Source organism: Fluviispira vulneris (assembly GCF_014281055.1).
Taxonomy (GTDB): domain Bacteria; phylum Bdellovibrionota_B; class Oligoflexia; order Silvanigrellales; family Silvanigrellaceae; genus Silvanigrella; species Silvanigrella vulneris.
Genome location: NZ_JACRSE010000005.1, coordinates 379268 through 400002, shown reverse-complemented (window position 1 = coordinate 400002; position 20735 = coordinate 379268). Strand labels below are relative to the sequence as shown.

The 20735-nt window shown below is 35.4% G+C and carries 20 protein-coding genes and 1 tRNA gene; 16 read left to right on the top strand and 5 right to left on the bottom strand.

Translation table 11 applies throughout. The features are described 5' to 3' along the window. Positions 1–85: 85 nt before the first annotated feature. A complete protein-coding gene (locus H7355_RS13315; protein WP_186648472.1) occupies positions 86–1702 on the top strand; it encodes a GMC family oxidoreductase in 1617 nt (538 codons plus the stop codon). Between the two features lie 3 nt (positions 1703–1705). Continuing rightward, positions 1706–2164 (top strand): sugar dehydrogenase complex small subunit, encoded by a 459-nt coding sequence (locus H7355_RS13310; RefSeq protein ID WP_186648470.1) that lies wholly within the window; start codon positions 1706–1708, stop codon positions 2162–2164. Between the two features lie 26 nt (positions 2165–2190). Here the strand turns inward: H7355_RS13310 and fabG are convergent, their stop codons facing one another. Next, positions 2191–2958, bottom strand: coding sequence for a 3-oxoacyl-[acyl-carrier-protein] reductase (gene fabG / locus H7355_RS13305; RefSeq protein WP_186648586.1), 768 nt, complete (start codon positions 2956–2958; stop codon positions 2191–2193). A 183-nt stretch (positions 2959–3141) separates the two neighbouring features. Here fabG and H7355_RS13300 point away from each other — a divergent pair. Next, positions 3142–3228: transfer RNA gene (locus H7355_RS13300), tRNA-Leu, on the top strand. Between the two features lie 158 nt (positions 3229–3386). Further along, positions 3387–4151 carry a tyrosine-protein phosphatase gene (locus H7355_RS13295; protein WP_186648468.1) on the top strand — a complete coding sequence of 255 codons (765 nt, stop codon included), beginning with the start codon at positions 3387–3389 and terminating at the stop codon, positions 4149–4151. A 6-nt stretch (positions 4152–4157) separates the two neighbouring features. On the opposite strand, the gene H7355_RS13290 is transcribed toward H7355_RS13295, so the two are convergent. Then, on the bottom strand, positions 4158–4937 hold the full coding sequence (locus tag H7355_RS13290; protein ID WP_186648466.1) for an SDR family oxidoreductase: 780 nt from the start codon (positions 4935–4937) through the stop codon (positions 4158–4160). Positions 4938–5042: 105 nt separating this feature from the next. Between H7355_RS13290 and H7355_RS13285 the strand changes: the two genes are divergently transcribed. Beyond that, entirely contained in the window at positions 5043–6080 is a 1038-nt protein-coding gene (locus H7355_RS13285) for a S66 family peptidase (protein WP_186648464.1), read from the top strand. Between the two features lie 108 nt (positions 6081–6188). Further along, positions 6189–7112 carry a thioredoxin-disulfide reductase gene (gene trxB / locus H7355_RS13280; protein ID WP_186648462.1) on the top strand — a complete coding sequence of 308 codons (924 nt, stop codon included), beginning with the start codon at positions 6189–6191 and terminating at the stop codon, positions 7110–7112. A gap of 88 nt (positions 7113–7200) precedes the next feature. Here trxB and H7355_RS13275 read toward each other — a convergent pair whose 3' ends face one another. Both H7355_RS13275 and H7355_RS13270 read right to left on the bottom strand, forming a co-directional pair. Beyond that, the gene (locus H7355_RS13275) at positions 7201–7695 is read right to left on the bottom strand and encodes a hypothetical protein (protein ID WP_186648449.1); all 495 of its coding nucleotides are present in this window, start codon (positions 7693–7695) and stop codon (positions 7201–7203) included. 174 nt (positions 7696–7869) lie between these two features. Beyond that, the gene (locus H7355_RS13270) at positions 7870–8370 is read right to left on the bottom strand and encodes a YraN family protein (protein ID WP_186648448.1); all 501 of its coding nucleotides are present in this window, start codon (positions 8368–8370) and stop codon (positions 7870–7872) included. 219 nt (positions 8371–8589) lie between these two features. Between H7355_RS13270 and H7355_RS13265 the strand changes: the two genes are divergently transcribed. From H7355_RS13265 to truB, 6 genes are all read left to right on the top strand, one after another. Then, positions 8590–9261 (top strand): hypothetical protein, encoded by a 672-nt coding sequence (locus tag H7355_RS13265; RefSeq protein WP_186648447.1) that lies wholly within the window; start codon positions 8590–8592, stop codon positions 9259–9261. Positions 9262–9319: 58 nt separating this feature from the next. Continuing rightward, positions 9320–10933, top strand: coding sequence for a transcription termination factor NusA (gene nusA, locus H7355_RS13260; RefSeq protein ID WP_186648446.1), 1614 nt, complete (start codon positions 9320–9322; stop codon positions 10931–10933). Beyond that, a complete protein-coding gene (locus H7355_RS13255) occupies positions 10902–11399 on the top strand; it encodes a hypothetical protein (protein WP_130612022.1) in 498 nt (165 codons plus the stop codon). The genes nusA and H7355_RS13255 overlap by 32 nt, the downstream gene beginning before the upstream one ends. Positions 11400–11474: 75 nt before the next feature. Then, complete coding sequence (gene infB / locus H7355_RS13250; RefSeq protein WP_186648445.1) at positions 11475–14795, top strand: translation initiation factor IF-2; 3321 nt, start codon at positions 11475–11477, stop codon at positions 14793–14795. A gap of 14 nt (positions 14796–14809) precedes the next feature. Then, positions 14810–15232: a 30S ribosome-binding factor RbfA gene (gene rbfA, locus H7355_RS13245; RefSeq protein ID WP_186648444.1), complete on the top strand. Its 423-nt coding sequence runs from the start codon at positions 14810–14812 to the stop codon at positions 15230–15232. A gap of 15 nt (positions 15233–15247) precedes the next feature. Continuing rightward, positions 15248–16243 carry a tRNA pseudouridine(55) synthase TruB gene (gene truB, locus H7355_RS13240; protein WP_186648442.1) on the top strand — a complete coding sequence of 332 codons (996 nt, stop codon included), beginning with the start codon at positions 15248–15250 and terminating at the stop codon, positions 16241–16243. A 229-nt stretch (positions 16244–16472) separates the two neighbouring features. Here the strand turns inward: truB and H7355_RS13235 are convergent, their stop codons facing one another. Beyond that, positions 16473–16784, bottom strand: a complete 312-nt coding sequence (locus H7355_RS13235; RefSeq protein WP_130612010.1) for a hypothetical protein — start codon at positions 16782–16784, stop codon at positions 16473–16475. A 751-nt stretch (positions 16785–17535) separates the two neighbouring features. On the opposite strand from H7355_RS13235, the gene H7355_RS13230 reads away from it, so the two are divergent. The 4 genes from H7355_RS13230 to H7355_RS13215 are packed head-to-tail and all read left to right on the top strand — an operon-like array spanning position 17536 to position 20654. Continuing rightward, entirely contained in the window at positions 17536–18021 is a 486-nt protein-coding gene (locus H7355_RS13230) for a hypothetical protein (RefSeq protein ID WP_130612008.1), read from the top strand. Positions 18022–18034: 13 nt separating this feature from the next. Continuing rightward, on the top strand, positions 18035–18688 hold the full coding sequence (locus H7355_RS13225; RefSeq protein ID WP_186648440.1) for a hypothetical protein: 654 nt from the start codon (positions 18035–18037) through the stop codon (positions 18686–18688). Next, on the top strand, positions 18685–19920 hold the full coding sequence (locus H7355_RS13220; RefSeq protein WP_186648438.1) for an MFS transporter: 1236 nt from the start codon (positions 18685–18687) through the stop codon (positions 19918–19920). Before H7355_RS13225 ends, H7355_RS13220 begins: the two co-directional genes overlap by 4 nt. Then, positions 19917–20654 (top strand): DUF1028 domain-containing protein, encoded by a 738-nt coding sequence (locus H7355_RS13215; protein ID WP_186648436.1) that lies wholly within the window; start codon positions 19917–19919, stop codon positions 20652–20654. The genes H7355_RS13220 and H7355_RS13215 overlap by 4 nt, the downstream gene beginning before the upstream one ends. Positions 20655–20735: the final 81 nt, after the last annotated feature.

Sequence of the window (20735 nt, the reverse complement as noted above, 5' to 3'; positions counted from 1 at the left end):
TTTTTGTTCAGAAAATCGTAAATAAAAATTATTCGAAACAAATAAATTATGATTTTTACATATTTTAAAAACTCGAAGGAGAAATATGGAAAATTTGAGTTCTGAAGTTGTTATTGTTGGTTCTGGAATAGCTGGCTCAGTCATGGCTGAACGATTGACTCAGAGAGGTATAAAAGTACTCATATTGGAAGCAGGTGATAATGTAGATAGAGGAGAAGCTTTCAAAAGATATACTAATGCAGCTCTAAAGATGCCAGAATCAGCTTATTTAGAGCAAGCGCATGCGAGGTTCCCCGCAACATTAAACGATACCTATTTTATTCAAAAAGGAAACGAAAGATTTAAAAGTACTTACTTAAGGGTTGCAGGCGGAACAACCTGGCACTGGCAAGGTGCTACTCTACGACTCCTCCCAAATGATTTTAAAATGAAAAGCAAATTCAACGTAGCGCTTGATTGGCCAATTGAATATGAGAATTTAGAGAAATGGTATGAAGAAGCTGAAATTGCACTTGGTACGGCAGGTTTTAATGGTGAGGATTTAGGTTCACCGCGAAAAAATAAATATCCACTGCCAGAGATTCCGTTTTCAAACCTAGATCAATTTATGCAAAAATCGCTCCAAAAATCTGAATATAGAATTGTCCATACTCCCCAAGCACGCAATTCTATAACATATGATTCACGTTCTGTCTGCTGCGGCAGTGCAAGTTGTATACCAATATGCCCAGTCCAAGCTAAGTATGATGCTACTGTTCATTTAAATAAAGCAAAAAAAAATGGGGCAAGACTCATTACGAATTCTGTTGCTTATGAAGTTATCGCCGACTCTTCAGGGGAAATCTCAGAAATTAAATTTAAAACAAAAGATGGAAAAAAATTTTTTGTAAAAGGTAAAACTTTTATTTTAGCAGCAAATGCGATTGAAAATGCAAAAATATTATTGATGTCTAAGAGTGAAAAATACAAAAATGGCATAGCAAATTCTAGTGATCAGGTTGGTCGTAACCTTATGGATCATCCAATCGTGATAGCTTACGCATTGACCCCTGAAACTGTGTTTCCTTATCGTGCACCACAATCTACGTCTGGAATTGATGAAACTCGTGATGGTGCCTTTAGAAAAAGTTTTGCATCTTATAGATTGCAATTAGGCAATGATGGTTGGACATTTCCAATTGGCGGATTGAATCCTTTTATTGAATCTTTAATAGAAAAAGGCTTTACAGGCAAAGATTTAGAAAAGACTTACAAAGAAAGCGTCTATCGTCAGGTAGCGATTTCAGCTATGACAGAGCAGTTGCCAGATCCAGAGAATCGTATACTTCCTTCCTATGAAAACTTAGATGCAATTGGAATTCCTCGGCCAGAGATATTTTATTCACTCGATAACTACACACATAATTCTTTTATAGACTCAAAAAAGAAAATGATTGAAATATTAAAAATTACAAATTGTACAAATATACAAACTATCGATAATTTTTTTGGTGCAGGACATGTGATGGGCACGCATAGAATGGGTAAAGACCCCAAGAAATCTGTCGTAGATGAAAATTTAAAAAGTCATGACCATCCCAATCTTTTTATTCTTGGGGCGGGAACAATGCCAACAACTGGTACCGCCAATCCCACGCTTACTATTGCTGCTTTGTCACTTAAATGCAGTCACTATATTCTCAAACAACATTATAAGGTGTGAATTATGAATTGTTTAAAAAGGCGAGAGTTCTTATCAAATTTAGTAATGACTTTTTCTGTTACTTCATTTGGAATACATTTTTCAACATTTGCTGAAGATGATACAGAACTCATGAATAAATTTATGAAGATTTCAGAAAAACTCACAGGTAATTCAGAATTAGATACTGAGTTAGGTAAAAAATATTTAGAATATTTTATGATAGATAAAAATAATAGGGCAAAAATATTTGAATTGCATTCATATTTAAATTTAAAAATTCCCGATTTTCGTAAGGATTTAAAAAAACTGTCAAAAGAAATTTTATTAAGTTGGTACACAGGTATTGTAAAAGTAAATGGATCAAGTCGCTTAGTGACTTATACAGGGGCTCTTTCTTGGACAACTCTGCAAGGGATTAAACCACAGGGATTTTGTGGCGGAGAGTTTGGTTATTGGACTAAAAAACCAAAAATAAATTGATGACCACACTCTCCTTCAGTTTAATCTCAATGCATAGTCATGCCGCCATCCACAGCAAGTGTCTGGCCTGTTATATAACTTGAAGAAGGACTTGCTAAAAAGACAGCAGCTTTCGCCACTTCAATAGGGTCGCCCACCTTCTGCACTGGGATTTTTTCGATAATTTTTGTTAAAACATCTTCGCTTAAAGCACCTGTCATGTCAGTTGAAATATATCCTGGCGCAATGGCATTGATTTGCACATTTCTGCCTGCCAATTCCAAAGCAAGAGCTTTGGTGAAGCCTATCACTCCTGCTTTACTAGCAGCATAAGCCGATTGCCCTGCATTGCCTGTTAAGCCCACAACAGATGATATATTTATAATTTTACCTGCACGTTTGCGCATCATGCTCATGGCAAGTGCTCTGGAGCAGTTAAATGCGCCTTTTAAGTTTGTATCGAGAGTATTGTCCCATTCTTCTTCTTTGAACTTAACAAAAAGATTATCACGAGAGACTCCTGCATTATTTACAAGGATTTCTATCGTACCATGTTCTTTTTCAAGGGCTTTTACAGTGTCTTGAACGAGAGTAAAATCAGAAACGTCAAACTTGACACAGGTTGCCATTCCGCCGTTACGGACGATTTCTTCGACTGTTGCTTCTGCTGCCTGAGCATTTCCAGCATAGTTTATGATGACCTTTGCCCCCAATGCTCCAAAAGCAATAGCAATCGCCTTTCCTATTCCTCGGGATCCTCCAGTGACCAATGCAACTTTTCCAGCTAGCAAAGTGGGAGAATATATTTGTTTCATTACAGTTGCTACATCTGCTAATTCTGTAGACTTCTTATCACTATTTTCCATATTATTGCCTCTATAAAATCAGTCATATAGATTTCCAAAACTTACGAAGAGACGCTACCATGAAAAAAAAAAACAGCAAATAGTTCTTTGAGACTTGTCATCTGCGAATTCATGCTATATGTAGTGTTTCGTGCTCATGTGGCGGAATAGGTAGACGCACAGGACTTAAAATCCTGTATCCGCAAGGGTGTACCAGTTCGATTCTGGTCATGAGCACCAACCTCTTTAAGTTTCTCGACTCTTTTCTTTATTCATTTCATTTGTTAAATTAAAATTCAGATGTATAAATTGCTTTTATGTAGAGCATTCTTAGGGTCTTCATTGAATGATTTTTTTAATGTTTTATTTTTTATAATTTAACAAAATCAGAGAAAACTATGTCAAAAAAGAAAAAAATATTAATTGCTTTTAGTTCTGTTCTTGTGATTGCTGCAGTCCTTGCATCATTCATTGGCTATATTTATAAGCGTGACAAAAACAAATACGAACCGAAACTTTGGGTAGGTTTATTAGATTATAGATTGAACTTTAGGGATCTTGGCGAGAGTCTTAATAAATGTCTTAAAAAAGATATATACAAAACAGGTCTTGTTTATCGTTCGAATAAATATTTTTCAGGCTGGAGCTGCGATAGGATCAAAAATCCTGATAAAATTTACTCCTTGAATTTTAGTCCTTCGGATCCGCATGCGTATTACTGTGAAAAAGAAGATGGAACTCGACTCTTTGGCTCCCACCCAAACACTGATTTTGTCATAAGCGATATTGAAAACCTTGAGAATTGGAAAAAACCAGAATTTAAAAATTCAATGTGCCAACTTTTTAAAAGTGCACTTGATGATATTACGCAAAATAAAAGTTTCCTTTTTCACTGCGATGTAGGCCGAGATAGAACAGGAACTTTTGCTGCTATGATTGCGATGATGTTATCTGAGAAAAAAAATATTGCCAATGAAAATGTTATTGAGTCTATTGAATGTGACTACGAAAAAACCACCGCGCTTGAAAGTTTTAAAAAAGGAAGAATGGAAAACTTTTTAAAAGAAATGGTTGAGCAAGGCGGAGTGTCAGAATTTATTCAAACACAGTGTGACTTGAGCTCCGATCTTATTGTTCAAGCAGCAGATAACTTTATTAAGTGAAAATTATTATAAATACGACTTTGTCGAACATCCATCGACAACAATTGTTTGGCCATTTATAAAGGAAGCATCCTTTGACATAAGGAAACAAACCACTTTGGCAATTTCTTCTGGTTTGGCCATTCTTTTCAATGCGGCTCTATTTTCCCACTGTGAACGAACTTCCTTCACCGAAGTTTTGTTATTTTGTGCGGTTTTTTCTATTATTTTTTCCAAATGCTCTGTCGATGTTGCACCTGGAGCAACATTATTAATGCGAATACCTGTATGCCCAATCTCATGCGCAAGATTTTTTAGAAAAATAACGAGACCAGAGCGATAAATTGCAGATAAATCGAGAGTGGCAATAGGTTCTTTTACAGATGTGCTAGTTATTGCAACTACGCTCGATTTATGGTGTTTCATATAGGGAAGAATATTTAATAAAAATTGTGCGGGACCAGCCAGCATAATTTTGTTACCTTCAATAAAATCTTGAAAAGCGTGTTCTGAAGTTTTCTTACCAGGAAAACCGCCTCCATTTAATAATACCCCATTTAATTTACGTGTCTGCATGATATCTTTTATCTTTTTTTCGAATTTACCTTCGCTTAAATCGAGTGCCACTGTTTCAACACTCGTTGCCCCCAAATCTTTTAATTCGCTAATTTTATCATCGATTTTATCTGCGTTGCGTGACGAGATAATAATTCCTGCATTTTGTTCAGCAAGTTCTTTTGCAACTGCATAACCTATGCCTGAAGAGGCGCCTGTTAACCAGAAAAGAGCATTTGATAAAGATTTCATAGGAGTCTCCAATAGAAATGTTTTATATAATATAATATACAAAATTGACAAAGCAAGTTAGCATAGATAAAAATAATGCTTTAATTCATTATAAAGGAAATAATAATGCTTACAATAAAAATTATAAAACCTAAAAAAATTAAATTGGGAGACACTGTTGGAATTTTTACCCCTTCATTTCCAGGAAATGTTACTTTTAAAGAAAAATATTTGCATGGTATTTCTGAATTAAAAAGATTGGGATTTAATGTGATTGAAGGAGAATTAACTAAAAAATGTGTTAAACAAGGGTATCGCTCTGGCACTCCTCGAGAAAGAGCGCAAGAGTTTATGGCGTTAATAAAAAATGACAATGTTGATTTTTTAATGTCGACAATAGGTGGGTATAATTCATCATCTATGCTGGAATATTTAGACTTTGAAGAAATAAGAACACAAAGAAAAATTATTGTAGGCTACAGTGATGTGACTGCTTTGCATATGGCTATTTTAACCCAAGCCCAATTATCGACTTTTTATGGCCCAGCTGTTGTGCCAACCTTTGGTGAATGGCCACATGTTTTAAAAGAAAGTTTAGAATCTTTTTTATTGATGGGTTCAGATAGCAGTATGATAAATTACACGCTCCCTATTTTTGAAAAATGGAGCAATCATTTCCGCGATGCGACAACAAATGAGTGGAAAAACGCTGAAAGAGAATATTTTCCAAATACAGGTTACAAAGTGCTGTCTCCTGGAGTTGTCGAAGGATCTGTTGTTATCGCGAATTTAAATACCCTTTGTGCACTTGCAGGAACAAAATATTTTCCCGATCTAAAAAATAAAATTTTATTAATTGAAGAACAAGATGCTCCCTTTGCTGAAGAAGAACGTTCTCTCACCCAGTTAAAAATAATGGGTGTTTTTGATATGATTAAAGGCCTCATAATTGGGAAAGCTGAGTTATTAAATAGCCAAGGAGCACCTTTTGGTTATGAAGGCTTAATTATGGAAGTTGTTGGACTCAGAAAATACCCAATTATAAGTCATTTTGATTGTGGTCATACACATCCTATGCACACTATGGCACAAATGATTCCTATAAAATTGGATGCATCAACGTCTGATGTGAAAATAAAAATATTAGAATCTGCTGTTGAATGATAAAACCGAGCTGTTTGCCTCTCCCCTTGTTTAGACTCTGTCTAGATTGTATAACGAATACAGTCGAGATGCCCATTGTGGCATCAATCTTAAAAAAATGGAGATAAAATGGAAAAAATCGTCATAATTGGTTCAGGTCCATCTGGCCTAACAGCAGCTATTTATTCGGCTCGCGCTGCGCTCTCTCCTGTTGTTATCAGTGGTATGCAACCGGGCGGTCAATTGACTACGACAAGTGTGATTGAAAACTGGCCGGGCTTTGTGGACGGAATTGATGGCAATAAGCTCATGAGCGATATGCGTGGGCAAGCCGAAAAAGTTGGCGCGCGTTTTGAAACGGGTGAAGTTAAAGCGGTTGAAAGAACAAAGGATGGTACTTTTGTAATCAAACGTGAATACGAAGAAGATATTCATGCAAAAGTTGTTATTATTGCGACAGGTGCTTCTGCAATCACTCTTCCTTTGCCAAATAAAGATAAACTAATGGGTTATGGTTTATCAACTTGTGCGGTGTGTGATGGGTTTTTCTATCGCAATAAAATAGTGGCTGTTGTCGGTGGTGGTGACAGTGCTATGGAAGAAGCAACTTATTTATCCAAACTCGCGAGCGAAGTTATTTTGATTCACCGCAGCGATAAATTCCGTGCAAGTAAAGCTATGCAAGAGCGCGTTGTCGCAAATCCAAAAATAAAAATCATTTATAACACTGAAGTTGTTGATACACTTGCCAATGAACAAGGATTAACAGGAATTGTCGTAAAAGAAAATGGTGGAAAAACAGATAACATAACTGTGGATGGATTGTTCATGGCGATTGGTCATCATCCAAATACAACATTTGTAAAAGATTTAGTGCATATGGATGAAAAAGGTTATATTTTAACCCAAAATGGAACTCATACAAATGTCCCAGGAATTTTTGCCGCTGGTGACGTTGAAGACAAACTCTATCGTCAAGCAATTACTGCTGCAGGCAGAGGCTGCCAAGCAGCTCTCCAGGCAGAAAAATATATTGAAGGTATTCAGCATTAAAGAAAAAGAGTAAGGAAAACTCCTTACTCTGCCCTGCGATTCATATTAAATTTTATGGAATCATAATTTAAATATATCTGGTTTTAAATTAATTTATTTGCAAAATATATCTTGTTGTATTGTTGCAATAAGCAATTAAGCCAGAATTCTTTATTGCTAAACGAACTGCCTTATTACCTTTAGATTTCATTAACGAATAAAAAATAGGGTTTATAACTGATGGGCTGCCATCAATAATATTATGACTTGTTACATAAGCTTCTTTGCAATTTCCATTTGGAATATTTCCAGTTAAAGAATATGTTGTTTGATAGGTTCCTAAAAGTGGAATATTTTTTATTTTAAAAGAGTTTTCTTGAACGTTCAAAGATACAAGTTTATTATTAGAATCTAATTCATAAGAACCTGTAAGACGAATGGGATATGATTCATCTATAACTCCAACATTAAAAAGTTCGATTAATGATGTTACAATTTTGTCGATATTCCCGCTGTGTATTACTGTATTCAAGTTATGTGTTGAATTTGCAAATGCAGTTGATGACAAAATTGCTAGAGAAGATAGAATATATTTCATTTTCATTTTTGTTCCTCTTATATATAGATTGTCAGGGCATGATTAAAGTATCAACATATTCAATTAATTACAAGTACTTATTTGTTTATTTTATTGGAAGTCTTTTTGATTTTTTTTCAAATTAATTTTTTATAAAATAATAAATTAAATTTTTTGTTGGCTAAATAAGAAAAGTTTTTTTTAAATTAAAACTTCGAGTAAGTTTTTTTTAAAATTTAGATTGGTATATTCAGGCTCAATAGAGATAATTATAAATTCATCGCATATAAAGCATATTTTTATGGAATAATTTAGATTTGACAAACAACTTTTGTTAAAATTATATTTAATTTTAAGTACAATAAATATTCTTATGTGTATTTTTGCATGATATCTTAAAATAAAATAATCGGCAATATATCTTAAATTCCTTATTTGATGATATTTGATATATTTTTTAATACCTATTTCGGAGAATATTTCAAATAGTCTTTTCTGTGATGTGATTATATTTGTTTTTATTTCTGCAATACATAAATGGTTATCTTCACCTTCACTATATGAGGAATATATGCGATCAATTTCTCCTCTTTTTAATTTTAGGTTTTTCCGTATAGGGATCCATTGGTGTTTTTCGAGCCATATATCAACCTGGGTTTCTCCCCAATCTCCGAGCCTTTTTCGGTATTTCGTATCTTTCATCAGCATTCCCTCATAGCAGAGCTTCACCCTAAGCTTTTAATAGTCTATTTTTATCGTGAGAGGAGTTTTATAAAATATTTGAGCACTTCTTTAAAAATTTGATTTGATTTTGGACGTATTACGTTATACCCAATCTGATTAACGTTTTTTGCTCATGCTTTTGAACTTTTTGTTTGAAAGTTTGGGATTGCAAAAACCAATTGAATTTTTGGAGAAGTCTTGTATCCAGTCGATGATACTATTAAAATAAACAGTCCAAAGCTTCTAACTAAGCAGATTCATACGAATATCCTTCTGGCACTGAGAGCCGCTTTGCATATGCTGAAGTCACAACCAGTGGTAAATCCAGGGGTTATGAATTTACGAGTGCGCAATTGGCTCTTCCTTTATGAAGAAGGTGAAGCTGTTGTTGATATCATTCTAGATAAGGGCTACTCTTTGGCGGATGTAGAAGCTTTTGTTGTACCAAGGCTTGCTGAATCAAGCCTTTCATTCGATGAGTGTGCCGAGTTTCATGAGTTTCTTATGACAACCGACGCCCTCGATCTCATTGCGGATGATGTGCAAATTCGCGTGGGTTCTCCTGGCTCCGAGCCAACTCTATATGATCATGAGGATTATCAGGCATCTATAGGTGATATGCTTAAAGTTGAAGCTTGGAACCTGATTGAAGGCAGAAGCAAATTTACAATGATTTTAAATGATATTTATGATAAAGATGGAATGAAAATTATTGTTCTTGCTGAAGGTGCTCATAGGTTTGAAATTCCTCTTGAGAATATTAAAACTGCATTTGTGTTGCCATTTCATCCTGCTTCTAAATCTGTCAAATTGGCAAAAGAGGCAGCGCGAAAAAAAGCGCGGCAAGGTGCTACTAAAAAATATAAATAGTATGAGCCTTTTACTAGTGGTTCATTGAATTCTTGACTTGTTTTCTGAGGTGCATTGAATGCAAATAGATTTGAAGCGTGTTATCGAAACTGTTGGCAAAGAAAAAAATATTGATCGTCAACTTCTTATTGGCGCATTGAGAGAAGCGGTTCTGACTGCGGCACGCAAGCATTTTGGTGATTGCGTTTTTGAAACACGCTTCAATGAAGAAACCGAAGAAATAGAACTTATTCGTTATAGAACTGTTGTGGCAGATGAAGAACTTACAAACGTAAGCAAACAAATCCCTGCTTCAGAAGCTCTACAAATGGATGATTCATTGCAAATCGGTGACGAGATAGGTGAGCCTCTTCCAACTGACCAGCTGGGTCGAATAGCTGCGCAAGCTGCAAAACAATCCATCGTGCAAAAAGTCATGGAAGCGGAAAAAGAAAAAATTGTCCGTGAATTTCGTGATAAAAAACATCAGATTGTCATTGGCCAGGTGCGTCGCTTCGACAAAGCCGACATAATTGTCGATCTTGGTCCTACAGAAGGCGTTCTTCCTGTACGTGAACAAATCCCAGGTGAGAAATACAAAATTAGAGACAAGGTGATTGCCTTTGTTATCGATGTCAAAAAATCGACCCGCGGACCACAGGTTATGCTCAGTCGCGCACACCCAGAACTTCTCATTCGTCTTTTTGAACAAGAAGTTACTGAGATTTCTGAAGGCGTTGTCGTTATTCAAAGTGCTGCCCGTGACCCAGGAAGCCGCTCTAAAATTGCGGTTTATAGCACTGAGCCTTCCATCGATCCTGTTGGGGCCTGTGTTGGTATTAAGGGAGCTCGTGTTCAAGCTATTGTGCAAGAACTCCGTGGCGAAAAAATAGATATCATTCCTTATGATCGTGACCCAGCTCGCTTTGTTTGCAATGCATTGGCTCCTTCTGAGCCATCCAAAGTGATTGTGAATGAACGCCTCCATATCATGGAAGTGGTTGTGCCTGATGAGCATCTTTCTCTTGCAATTGGTAAGAGAGGACAGAATGTGCGTTTAGCTGCCCAATTAACAGGTTGGAAAGTTGACATCCGTTCTGAAACGAAAATGAGAGAACTTGTACAAGAATATAAGAATGTTATCGCTCAAATTCCAGCATTGGGTGAAATGCGTGCGGAAATTCTTGTAAACGAAGGATATAAAGATCCTGCAGATATTTCTCGCATGGATCCAAGAAGTCTGGTAAAATTATTGCGTTTAACACCTGAAGAAGCTGAACAAGTTATTCAAGGAGCTTCTGAACTTGCTGCTCAGTCAGATGAACAAGTCGATCTTGCTTCGGATGAAGATCTTGAAGGTTTCCACTTAGGTGAACCTATTATCGATGATGAAATTGGCGAAACTGAAGAAGCTGAAGCTGCCATTGACGATATCGTTGCTAAAACACGTCCTCAACCACTTCTTGACCCAGAAAAGGTTGATGTGAAATCGGTACCTGTTGAACGTCTTCGCTATTGGATGCAATTGAAAGGTGTTGCTGAGCACATTGCCGCAGTTATCCATACTGCTGGTTTTTCTGATTTCAGCTCAGTTGCGACTTCAAATGCAGACGAAATTGCTTATAAAACAGGTCTACCTGTAAAACTTTCTGGAAAGCTACATGCTGAAACTACCAAGATTATTGGAAACTGATTCTGAAAATGAAATATTATTTCATGCATTGCAAAAGTCATTTCGTACATTTTCTCCTGAGGGAAGTGTAAAAGTTCCACATGTGGAATTGAGTGATAATTTGATACAAGCACTTGCCTTTGCTCGGCGCTGCGGTACTCTCCGTGGTGGTTTGGAAAATATTGAAACTGTGTTGCAAACTGAAGAAGCTGGTTTAGCATCTTTGCGCACACGTAAAAAATTGAAAGAACCAAATCGTATTTCGAGGGTGCTCATCTTTTCCAACGATGGAAGTGAACGATTTTACCGTCACTGCGAAGCTTTGCTCCATAAATATGGAGGTCGAGTTTTAGGTATTAAAGTCAATGCGCATTCAGCTTTGCTTGGTTCAACTTTTTTCGGTAAAGAAAAATCAGTGAAAGCATTGCTAGTCAATCGCAAAGATGCGGTTATTAAAGTATTGTCCGCTGTTATGTCTGAGTCATAGTCATAATGGCCTAGTTAATTTTTGTTACTACTATGCCATCTATGATGGCGTGATTATAATCGGGAGCTGCATTTGATGAGTCGCATTAGAGTACTTGATTTGGCGAAAGAATTGGGGATTGAGACCAAAGCAGCCATTATTAAGCTCCAAGAACTCGGAATCCAGGTAAAAAACCATTTTAATGCCATCTCTGAAACAGAGGCTGCTAAGTTGCGTGCATTTCATCGTTCGGGCAAAAATCCAGAAAAGGAAGCTGCTCAAAAAGCGGCGGCAAATAAACTTATTATTCGTAGGAAAGTGGAGGCTCCACAGGATCCGAGCGAAGAATCTGCACAAAAAACAGAAGCTATTTCTGCAAGCCGCCCTGCCGATACCCAAGCGACAAAAAAAACGCTTGCTACAAAGACTACGGTTGTTAAAAAAGCAGCAACGGTAGAAAAAGCACAAGACGAAGTGTCTCAAAAAGAGAAAATACACGAACAGGCAAAAGTTGAACAGACTGAAACTCAATCTGTAGAAAAAACTGTTGCTTCTCAACCTATTGTAAAAGTTTCAAAAGCTTCCTCTGAAAATGTGGAAAATCAATCAATAACCTTAGAAAATCGAGAGACAAAAGCCGCTTCCACTGAAGCTCAAGAAGCAAGTGCCGGTAAAACTGCAGATGTACAAAATAAGGCATCTAAAAGTTCCGAAGTCAGTGCATCAGCTGTGCGCTCTCAAGAGAGTGACGAGAAAAATCCTGTGCAAACCACAAATCCTGTAAATCCAGCATCTTCTAATTCAGCTCAAATCGTACGTCCTGCTGCGCAAGCACCTGCAGCCAGTGCGCCTCGAACTTCTCCATCAACAACACGCACCAATGAAGGTGGCGCAGTTATTGTTAGAAAAGCAGAGCCAACTCCACCTCAACCACAGGTAAAACCACAAAGTTATACTACTGCGAGTTATAGTACTCAAAATTCATACCGCAGAGATGACAACAATGCCCCACGCGGAAACTATGCCCCACGTGATGGTGCTGGCAGACCTGGTCAGGGTGGCCAACCATTCGGCCAACGTGATTCAAACAGACCACAAACAGGTGGGCGTGATTTTCAACCACGTGCAGGTGGTAATGGCGCTGGTGGTCAAACTGGCGGAGCGCGTCCGCAAGGCGGAGGCTTCGGTCAAAGAGACGGAGCGCAAGGACAATCTGGCTTTAGAACTGGACCTGGTGGTGCAAGACCACAAGGAACAGGCTTTGGTAGCGACAGAGGAGGTTTTTCTCCAAGACCAGGAGGAGCTCCTTCTTCAACAGGCCGTCCTCCATTTGGATTGCCTGATGCAGCTCCGGCTGCTCCTACAAAAGATATGCCATCACGTCTTAAAGATCGTGACAAAGATAAAGATCGTGAAAAACGTAGAATTTCTGATGAAGAAGATGCACGTAGGAATGGTCTTTTGCGTGCAAAAGGCGCTCGCCGTGTAGACGAAGTTGAAGAAGAATTTGATATCTACGCTGAAAATGAGGGCGAAGGTGGTGAGCAAAAAACCACTGTGCGCACTATGATTCCAAACCGTAGAAAAAGTTCTTCTGCTATCCGTAAAAAAGAAGTTAAAAAAGCTGAAGTTGCAAACCCAACAAAAGCATCCAAAAAGATTGTGCGCGTAGATGAATCTATTAGCGTCAATGACCTTGCTGGGGAATTGAGCCAGAAAGCAAGCGCTATCATTAAAACCTTAATGAAGCTCGGAATGATGGCTACAATCAATCAGCAACTTGATATTGATACAGCTACATTTGTTGCACAAGAATTTGGTTATGAAATTCAAAGTTCAAGTGTATCCATCGGCGATATTTTATCCCGTAAAACAGATAAAAACGAAGAAGATAACCTTCTTGCGAGACCGCCCATTATAACAATTATGGGGCATGTTGACCATGGTAAAACCTCCCTTCTCGATGCTCTTCGCTCTGCGAATGTGGCAGCAAAAGAAGCAGGTGGCATCACGCAACATATTGGTGCTTATCAAATTGAGCACAAAGGTCATAAGCTAACATTCCTTGACACTCCTGGTCACGAGGCTTTCACTTCCATGCGTGCGCGTGGAGCTCAAGTCACTGACATAGTTGTGTTGGTTGTTGCTGCCGACGACGGCGTTATGCCACAGACAATCGAAGCGATTGCCCATGCAAAGGCTGCTGAAGTGCCAATCATTGTTGCAATAAACAAGATTGATAAACCTGGTGCCAACCTTGAGCGCATCAACCGCGAATTGTCTGACCAAGGTGTTATGCCTGAAGAATGGGGTGGAGATTCCATGTTCATTCAAGTTTCAGCAAAAACAGGTCAAGGTCTCAATGACCTTATCGAAGGCATTCTGCTCCAAGCAGAAGTTCTTGAGCTAAAAGCGACAAGAGATTGCCTTGCTGAAGGTATTGTTATTGAAGCAAAACTCGACAAAGCCAGAGGCCCTGTTGCGACCGTTATTGTCACAAAAGGAACTCTCAAACAACAAGATTACATCGTGGTTGGAACCTCTATGGGACGTGTTCGTGCCATGAGCAATGACCTCGGAGCAAAAATCACTTCCGCCGATCCTTCTATGCCAGTCGAAATTATTGGTTTGAGTGAGGTCCCTGCTGCGGGTGATCAATTCAACTGTGTTGTCAATGACGCTATTGCAAAAGAAGCTGTTGCCTACAGAATTGAAAAACAAAGACAAAAAGAACTCGCAAACCAACGTGGTTCTTCTATGGAAGAGCTCTTGGCTATGATGGGCGGAGCAGAAGAAAAAGCAAAAGAAGTCTCAATTATTATTAAGGCTGACATGCATGGTTCTGCAGAAGCAATCCGTAACTCTGTGCAAAAACTCGACACTGCGAAAGTAAAGACCAAAATTCTTCACTCAGCTGTCGGTGGAATCACAGAAACAGATGTCATTCTTGCAAAAGCTTCCAATGCTCTCATTGTTGGGTTTAACGTTCGTCCAGACCGGGTTGCAGCGCAAGTTGCAGAACAAGCTGGGATCAAAATCCAATGTTTCAGCATTATTTATGAATTAATTGCTGCTGTTCAGGCTGCTATGGTTGGAACTCTTTCACCTATTAAGCTCGATAAAATCATCGGTCATGCAGAAGTGCGCAACACGTTCTCTGTGCCAAAAGTTGGTGTTATTGCTGGTAGTATGATTTCCGACGGTAAAGTTGTGCGCAACTCTCACGTACGTATTGTCCGTGATGGCGTTGTTATCTACACCGGTCGTATTGGTTCTCTTAAGAGATTCAAGGACGATGCAAAAGAGGTTGCACAAGGCTTTGAATGCGGTATTGGTGTAGAAAACTATAACGATATTAAGGTCGGCGATATTCTCGAAGCCTTTGTTGTTGAAGAAATTGCAGCAACATTAATGTGAGGTAAGAGAAGATCATGGCTACGAAAAGAATGCTACAAATTGGTGAACAGATTCGCGAACACATTGCTATGATGTTCGTGAAGGGTGAAATTGCTGATCCCCGAGTGCGTGGCATCACTTTAAATTCCGTTAAACTCACACCCGATCTGCAGATAGCGCGTGTTTATTATTCCATTCTTGGTGATAAAAATCAGCGTAAGTCTGCAGAAGCGGGATTGAAACAAGCATCTGGTTATATACGACGCGAGATTGGTAAAGTGCTCCAAATTCGCTACACCCCCCATATCGTCTTTCTCTATGATGACAGTGTGGAGCATGCTGTTAAAATGGGCGCACTTATTAACAAAATCAGTGATGAAAGACGTGAAGACGAGTCAAATCGGAACGCAGAAAACCTCGCTGATCTAAGTTCAGAAAAAGACAATTCTTCCAAATAATAAGTAAAAAAAAATATGAGCTCTAAACAATTAGCGGAAGAGGCCTTATCGATAAGTAGCAGTCTGAGCGGACTTATACTTGTCGATAAAGCAGCTGGCTTAACTAGCCATGCAGTTGTTTCTTCTGTGCGAAAAATATTAAAGATGGATAAAGTAGGGCATTTGGGGACACTTGATCCCTTTGCCACAGGTTTGCTTCCTATTTTAGTGGGAGGGTCTACACGCCTATCCGACGAAATAATGGATGGAAAAAAACAATATCTTTTTACAATTTCATTGGGCAAAGAAACTGACACGCTGGACTATTCTGGCCAAGTTGTTGCTGAAGCTGCAGTGCCTCAAGATTTTGATAGAAAAATCCTTGGCGTTCTAAGAGAATTCACTGGAAATATTGAACAGGTTCCCCCTGTTTACAGTGCGCTGAAAATGAACGGCAGACCTCTTTATGAATATATGCGGGCGACAGGAAAACTTCCTGACTCTATCGAAACGAAAAAACGTTCGGTTTGTATCGAAAACTTAGAACTCGTGAAATGTGACTTAGAAAGTCAATCCGTAACTTTGCGTGTTTTGTGTGGCAAAGGCACTTATGTTCGAAGCCTTGCCCGCGATATTGCGAAAGCGATTGGCACCGTAGGTCATTGTACGCAGCTGCGCAGAGAGTATGTTGAACCTTGGTCAGTCGAAAATGCCATTTATTTTTCTTTTGCAGAAAAACCGAGTGAGCAGGCATTATTAGACAGATTGATTTTACCTGAACAAATGCTTACGACAGTTGCAAAAGTTGAATTAAGCGAAGAATTCCTAAAATTGCTTTCTTCTGGCAACGTGATTGTTTTGGGTGAAAATCAAATTGTTGAAAAGACCTCTGAAAAATCCATAAAGTCTTTAGTCCACGGCTCGAAAGTTTTTGTTAGTATTCTTAATCACGATTTCATGTTTCTTGCAGATGTAGAACATATTGCTGCAGAAAGTATTTATAAAATAAAACCTAAAAAGAAAATTCGTTAATTCAAGCTATGACGATGAAGTTATTTTTACCTTTGAATAAGAGATAAATTTAAAATCTATTTTTTATTCTGTATCTTTTGAAAATAAGTTTATAAAAGTAAAAAATTTTGTTCTTAAAAGAATTGCTTTTCTCACCTCCCATAGAAATAAAATATGATTTTATTTCTATGGGAGGTGAATTATTTAATGAATCTTAATTTAGAAAATAATAATAGACTTGTCTACTAAATCACTTAATATTGGATGTCTTAATCTCTCTCTTAAGCCTCTCTAATCTTAATAGTGTAATAGAAATTTCCTTTAAAATCTCATTTTGTTCAATTATTTTATCATATAAATCTCTATTTAATTTATTTTTTAAATCATCTGTATATTTCATTTCTAAAATGGATTTATTTATATTAGCTAATATCACTAACTCATTCATTGAATTTGACATTAATATTTTCTTAATATCTAGATCATCAGCGTTCGCTGAGAACTCAATTAAAAATATTGATGCATATGTAAAAAGTATAATTTTATTAAAAATGATTTTCATATTACCTCCGCTTTACTGTTATTCAAATTTAAAATATTCGGAGAAAAAATCGATGTTAAAGTTATTTAACGTTCGTATTTCACGGAATTTTCATTCTACTTAATATATGATTTGTTTTTTTTATTTTTTGATACTCATCACACTGCATTTTAAAACAGTTTTATTTATCATTTTTTTTTAAGAAATCTAAAAAAATTATTTTTAATACATCAGAATTCAACTAAAATATTTATAACAGGTTTAATTTCTAAATTTTAGAGAATTGCTATTTTTATAGTATCGTCAAATAAATACTCTTTTCTATTGAGTACCGCTTTTTTACATTTTAAAAAATACAAAGATTTTTCTAATATTTATTATGATGCTTTTATATATTGATTTTTAATGTATAAAAATTTATAGTTTTCAAATATTGCTATTTTTCTGCGTCATGCGCATACTTCATAACTCGAAAGTTCCGCTTTTCTCGTGTCTTAAACGAGTGCGATCAATTTCTTTCTAAATGTCATATAAATAAATAAAAAATCAGTCACATAAAAGGTAATTATTATAACATTTAACTAATCAATATTTATTTATTAATGCAATATAGCTTATGTAAAAATACATGTCAATATGCATTGATATGTATTTACTTATATTGCGTAACTTATTGGAATTATTTAGAATTTTTTTTTTAGTTTACTCTATATAATAATTCTTTTATCAGATATTTATACAAACATGCTTAATTTCAATGAAAGGCAGAAATGTGAACTTTGAATATTTAGAGTGTAAAGATAAAAATGTAATTAATCATTTAAATAAATTAGTAAAAAACTCTTACTTTTCGGAATTAGGTGTTTTTTATTTATCATTTAGTAAGTATGATGAGCAATCAAAAGTTTTCACTTCTGTTTGCTCAAGTGAAGAGCTAAAACAAGAAATAAAAGCCAGAGGAAAATTAAAATCATCGCCCGTTTGTCGTAATAATAGATTAAGCTCAATTAATCAAATTATTACTTACGATGACATTACTATTACAGATCCATCAGAAGAAATTGAAATAATACATCGCCAAAATAATGGATATAAGAGCTTAGTTTCTCTAAATATAACTAATGACAACATTAAATATTCTTTTAATATTACTTCGAATTTGACTTTAGTTGATAGTAGAATTATATATTTTAGAAATAGAGAAATAATTGGAAAATATTTTAATAATTTAAAATTAATTTTTGATTCTCTTAAATAAAATAGGATATTTTATGAATTTAAAAAATATTGGAGAGCGTATTAAATGGTCACGAAAAATATTAGGGCTGAATAGAGAATATTTATGTGAAAAATATGACGTATCAATCAATACTTTTGGCTCATGGGAACGATCAGAAAAGAAAATTTCTGATCAAGCTGTAAACACTTGCTTAAATATTCTGAAACAAGAAGGTTTAAAAATTACGAAGGAGTGGTTATTAACTGGTATTGGAAGCAATCCTAATATTGATTATGCTCAAAAAATGTTTGAAAAAGAGAGCTTCATTGAAATTGAGCAAGCAATTAGTCCGATTGAAGCGATTAATATAGAAAAAAAATTTTTCTTAAAAAATAATGAAAACTCTGTATTAATAAGAAACATTGGTAATGAAATGTCTCCATATTATGAGCCAGATGAATGGATTGGTGGTATCAAAAAAGATCGGAATAAAATTGAATTACTTAATGGGCTTGATTGTATAGTACAAATTTTTGGAATGAAAAATCCTATTTTTAAACGTCTAATTTTCACAGATAATAATGAAATAAACTTGCATATTTTAAATCCATTCACTGATATAAAGCCTCCAATAATTTTTAATGTAAAACTAGTTTGGGCAGCACCTGTTATTTGGAGGAGAAAAATTGATAGGTTCAGTATATGATTAATAAAAAAACAATATATATTTCATCTGTTGGTGGGAGTCTAGAGTTTTTTGATTTCATGATATTTATATATTTATATCCAGTTTTAATCAAGAAATTTTTTCCTGAGACTACAAATTCATTTGTAGCAACGTTAATTACTATCATGACAATTATACTTTCATATATAGCAAAACCGGTTGGAGGGATTATATATGGAATTATTGGTGACAGATACGGAATTGATAAAAGCTTCAAATCTATATTGTTTTTAATATCTATATCAACTCTTGGAATTGCATTTTTACCAACATATTCAGATATAGGTTTTTTATCGACAGTTCTATTAGTATTAATTAGAATAATCCAAGGCATTGCAAACGGAGGAGATGTGCCTACTACAGTTGTTTATATTTTTGAAAATAATGATGATAAAATATCTGCTTTATCATTTTTATTTTTTTGCTTTACTATGGGTTCAACTGTAGCGTCGTTATTTGCCTCTTTATTTCTTAATTTTAAATATTTTTTTCCAGAAAATATTTACTTCAGAATTCCATTTATGATTGGAGGATTTTCAACATTACTTGCCTATTATATGAGAAAAAAATATATTTATATTCATAAAAAGAAAAATAATAACTTCAATTTTGTAAAGATTTTTAATTTAGATAATTTTAAAAAATTATCTAATTATATACTAATATATGGTTTCGGTAATACATTAATGGCGAATTATTTCGTTATAACTCCAAATGTATATATTAATAAAGTATATAAAAATCATAATAATATCGAGTATATAATTTCACTTAGTTTATTTATTATGGCAGCGCTGTCATTCGTTTCTGGTAAAATATCTTTAAAGATTGGCTTTAAGCGGAATTATTATATTGGTATTTTATTATGTATTATATTTGCGCCATTCTATTTCTATATGATAGGATCTGGAAATATTCTAAATTTTTGCATTGCACAGTTAAGCGCAGGTTTAGTTTGCGCACCAATCTTTGGAAATATTTATATGCTCATTTGTTCTCAATTAGAGGATTTAAATAGACTCACAAATTTTGGTATAATTTGTAATATTGCTACTTCAATATTTCCCTCACTTACATCAGCTATAGTTATTTTGCTTATTAATCATAATGTAATTAATATATTACCTAGTTTAATTATTATCACTTATGGTGTATTTCTAATATTTCTTCTTCTTAGATCTAAAATAAACAAAAAACAGGAGCTAATATGACATTCTCAATCTTAGGGTACGACCAAGAAAATAAAGAATTTGGCATAGCCACATGTTCTGCTATTCCATGTATAGGTGAATATTTTGCATTTGGTGATGGCTCAGCAGGCGTTATAGCAGCGCAAGGATCATGCAATCCCTATAATGGATTAAAATCAATTCATTATTTAAAAGACGGAGTAACTCCAAATGAAATTATCGCTAAATTAAAGCAATCGGATGAACTCATACAAAAAAGACAAATTGCAATAATTTCAAATTGTGGATTAATGGCTTGTTATACAGGAGAGAATCTAGGTAATGGAGTGAAGGGTCATATTATTGGGAAAAATTTTATAGCTTGCGGAAATACTTTAGAAGATCTCCAAACTTTAGAAATAATGAAGGAAGCTTTTGAAAAATCAAATGAAAAACACCTTTATTTAAAACTACTTCATGCCCTTAAAATGGGAGACTCAACAAAAGCAGATATTAGAGGTAGACAATCGGCAGGTTTGCATGTTTATTCTTTTAAAAATGATTATCCTATCATTAAGATAAATATTGATGATGATATAAACCCAGTCAGAATTTTGGAAGAGAAAGTTTCGAATTTTATTAAAAGCTTTTATAAAATAATCCCATTTTTTCCTCAAAGAGATGGGACTCAGTCGATACCAGAGCCCGACAGTATAGAAGAAAAAATATTTACTGAATTTAAGAAAAATGTTCGTGTTCGAAATTTCCACATATGAAAAATTTTAACTTCAATTCGTTAAGTCGATTGGGGTTATTAAACACATTAAAAGATAAAGAACAAAAGCTGCTATGTTGAA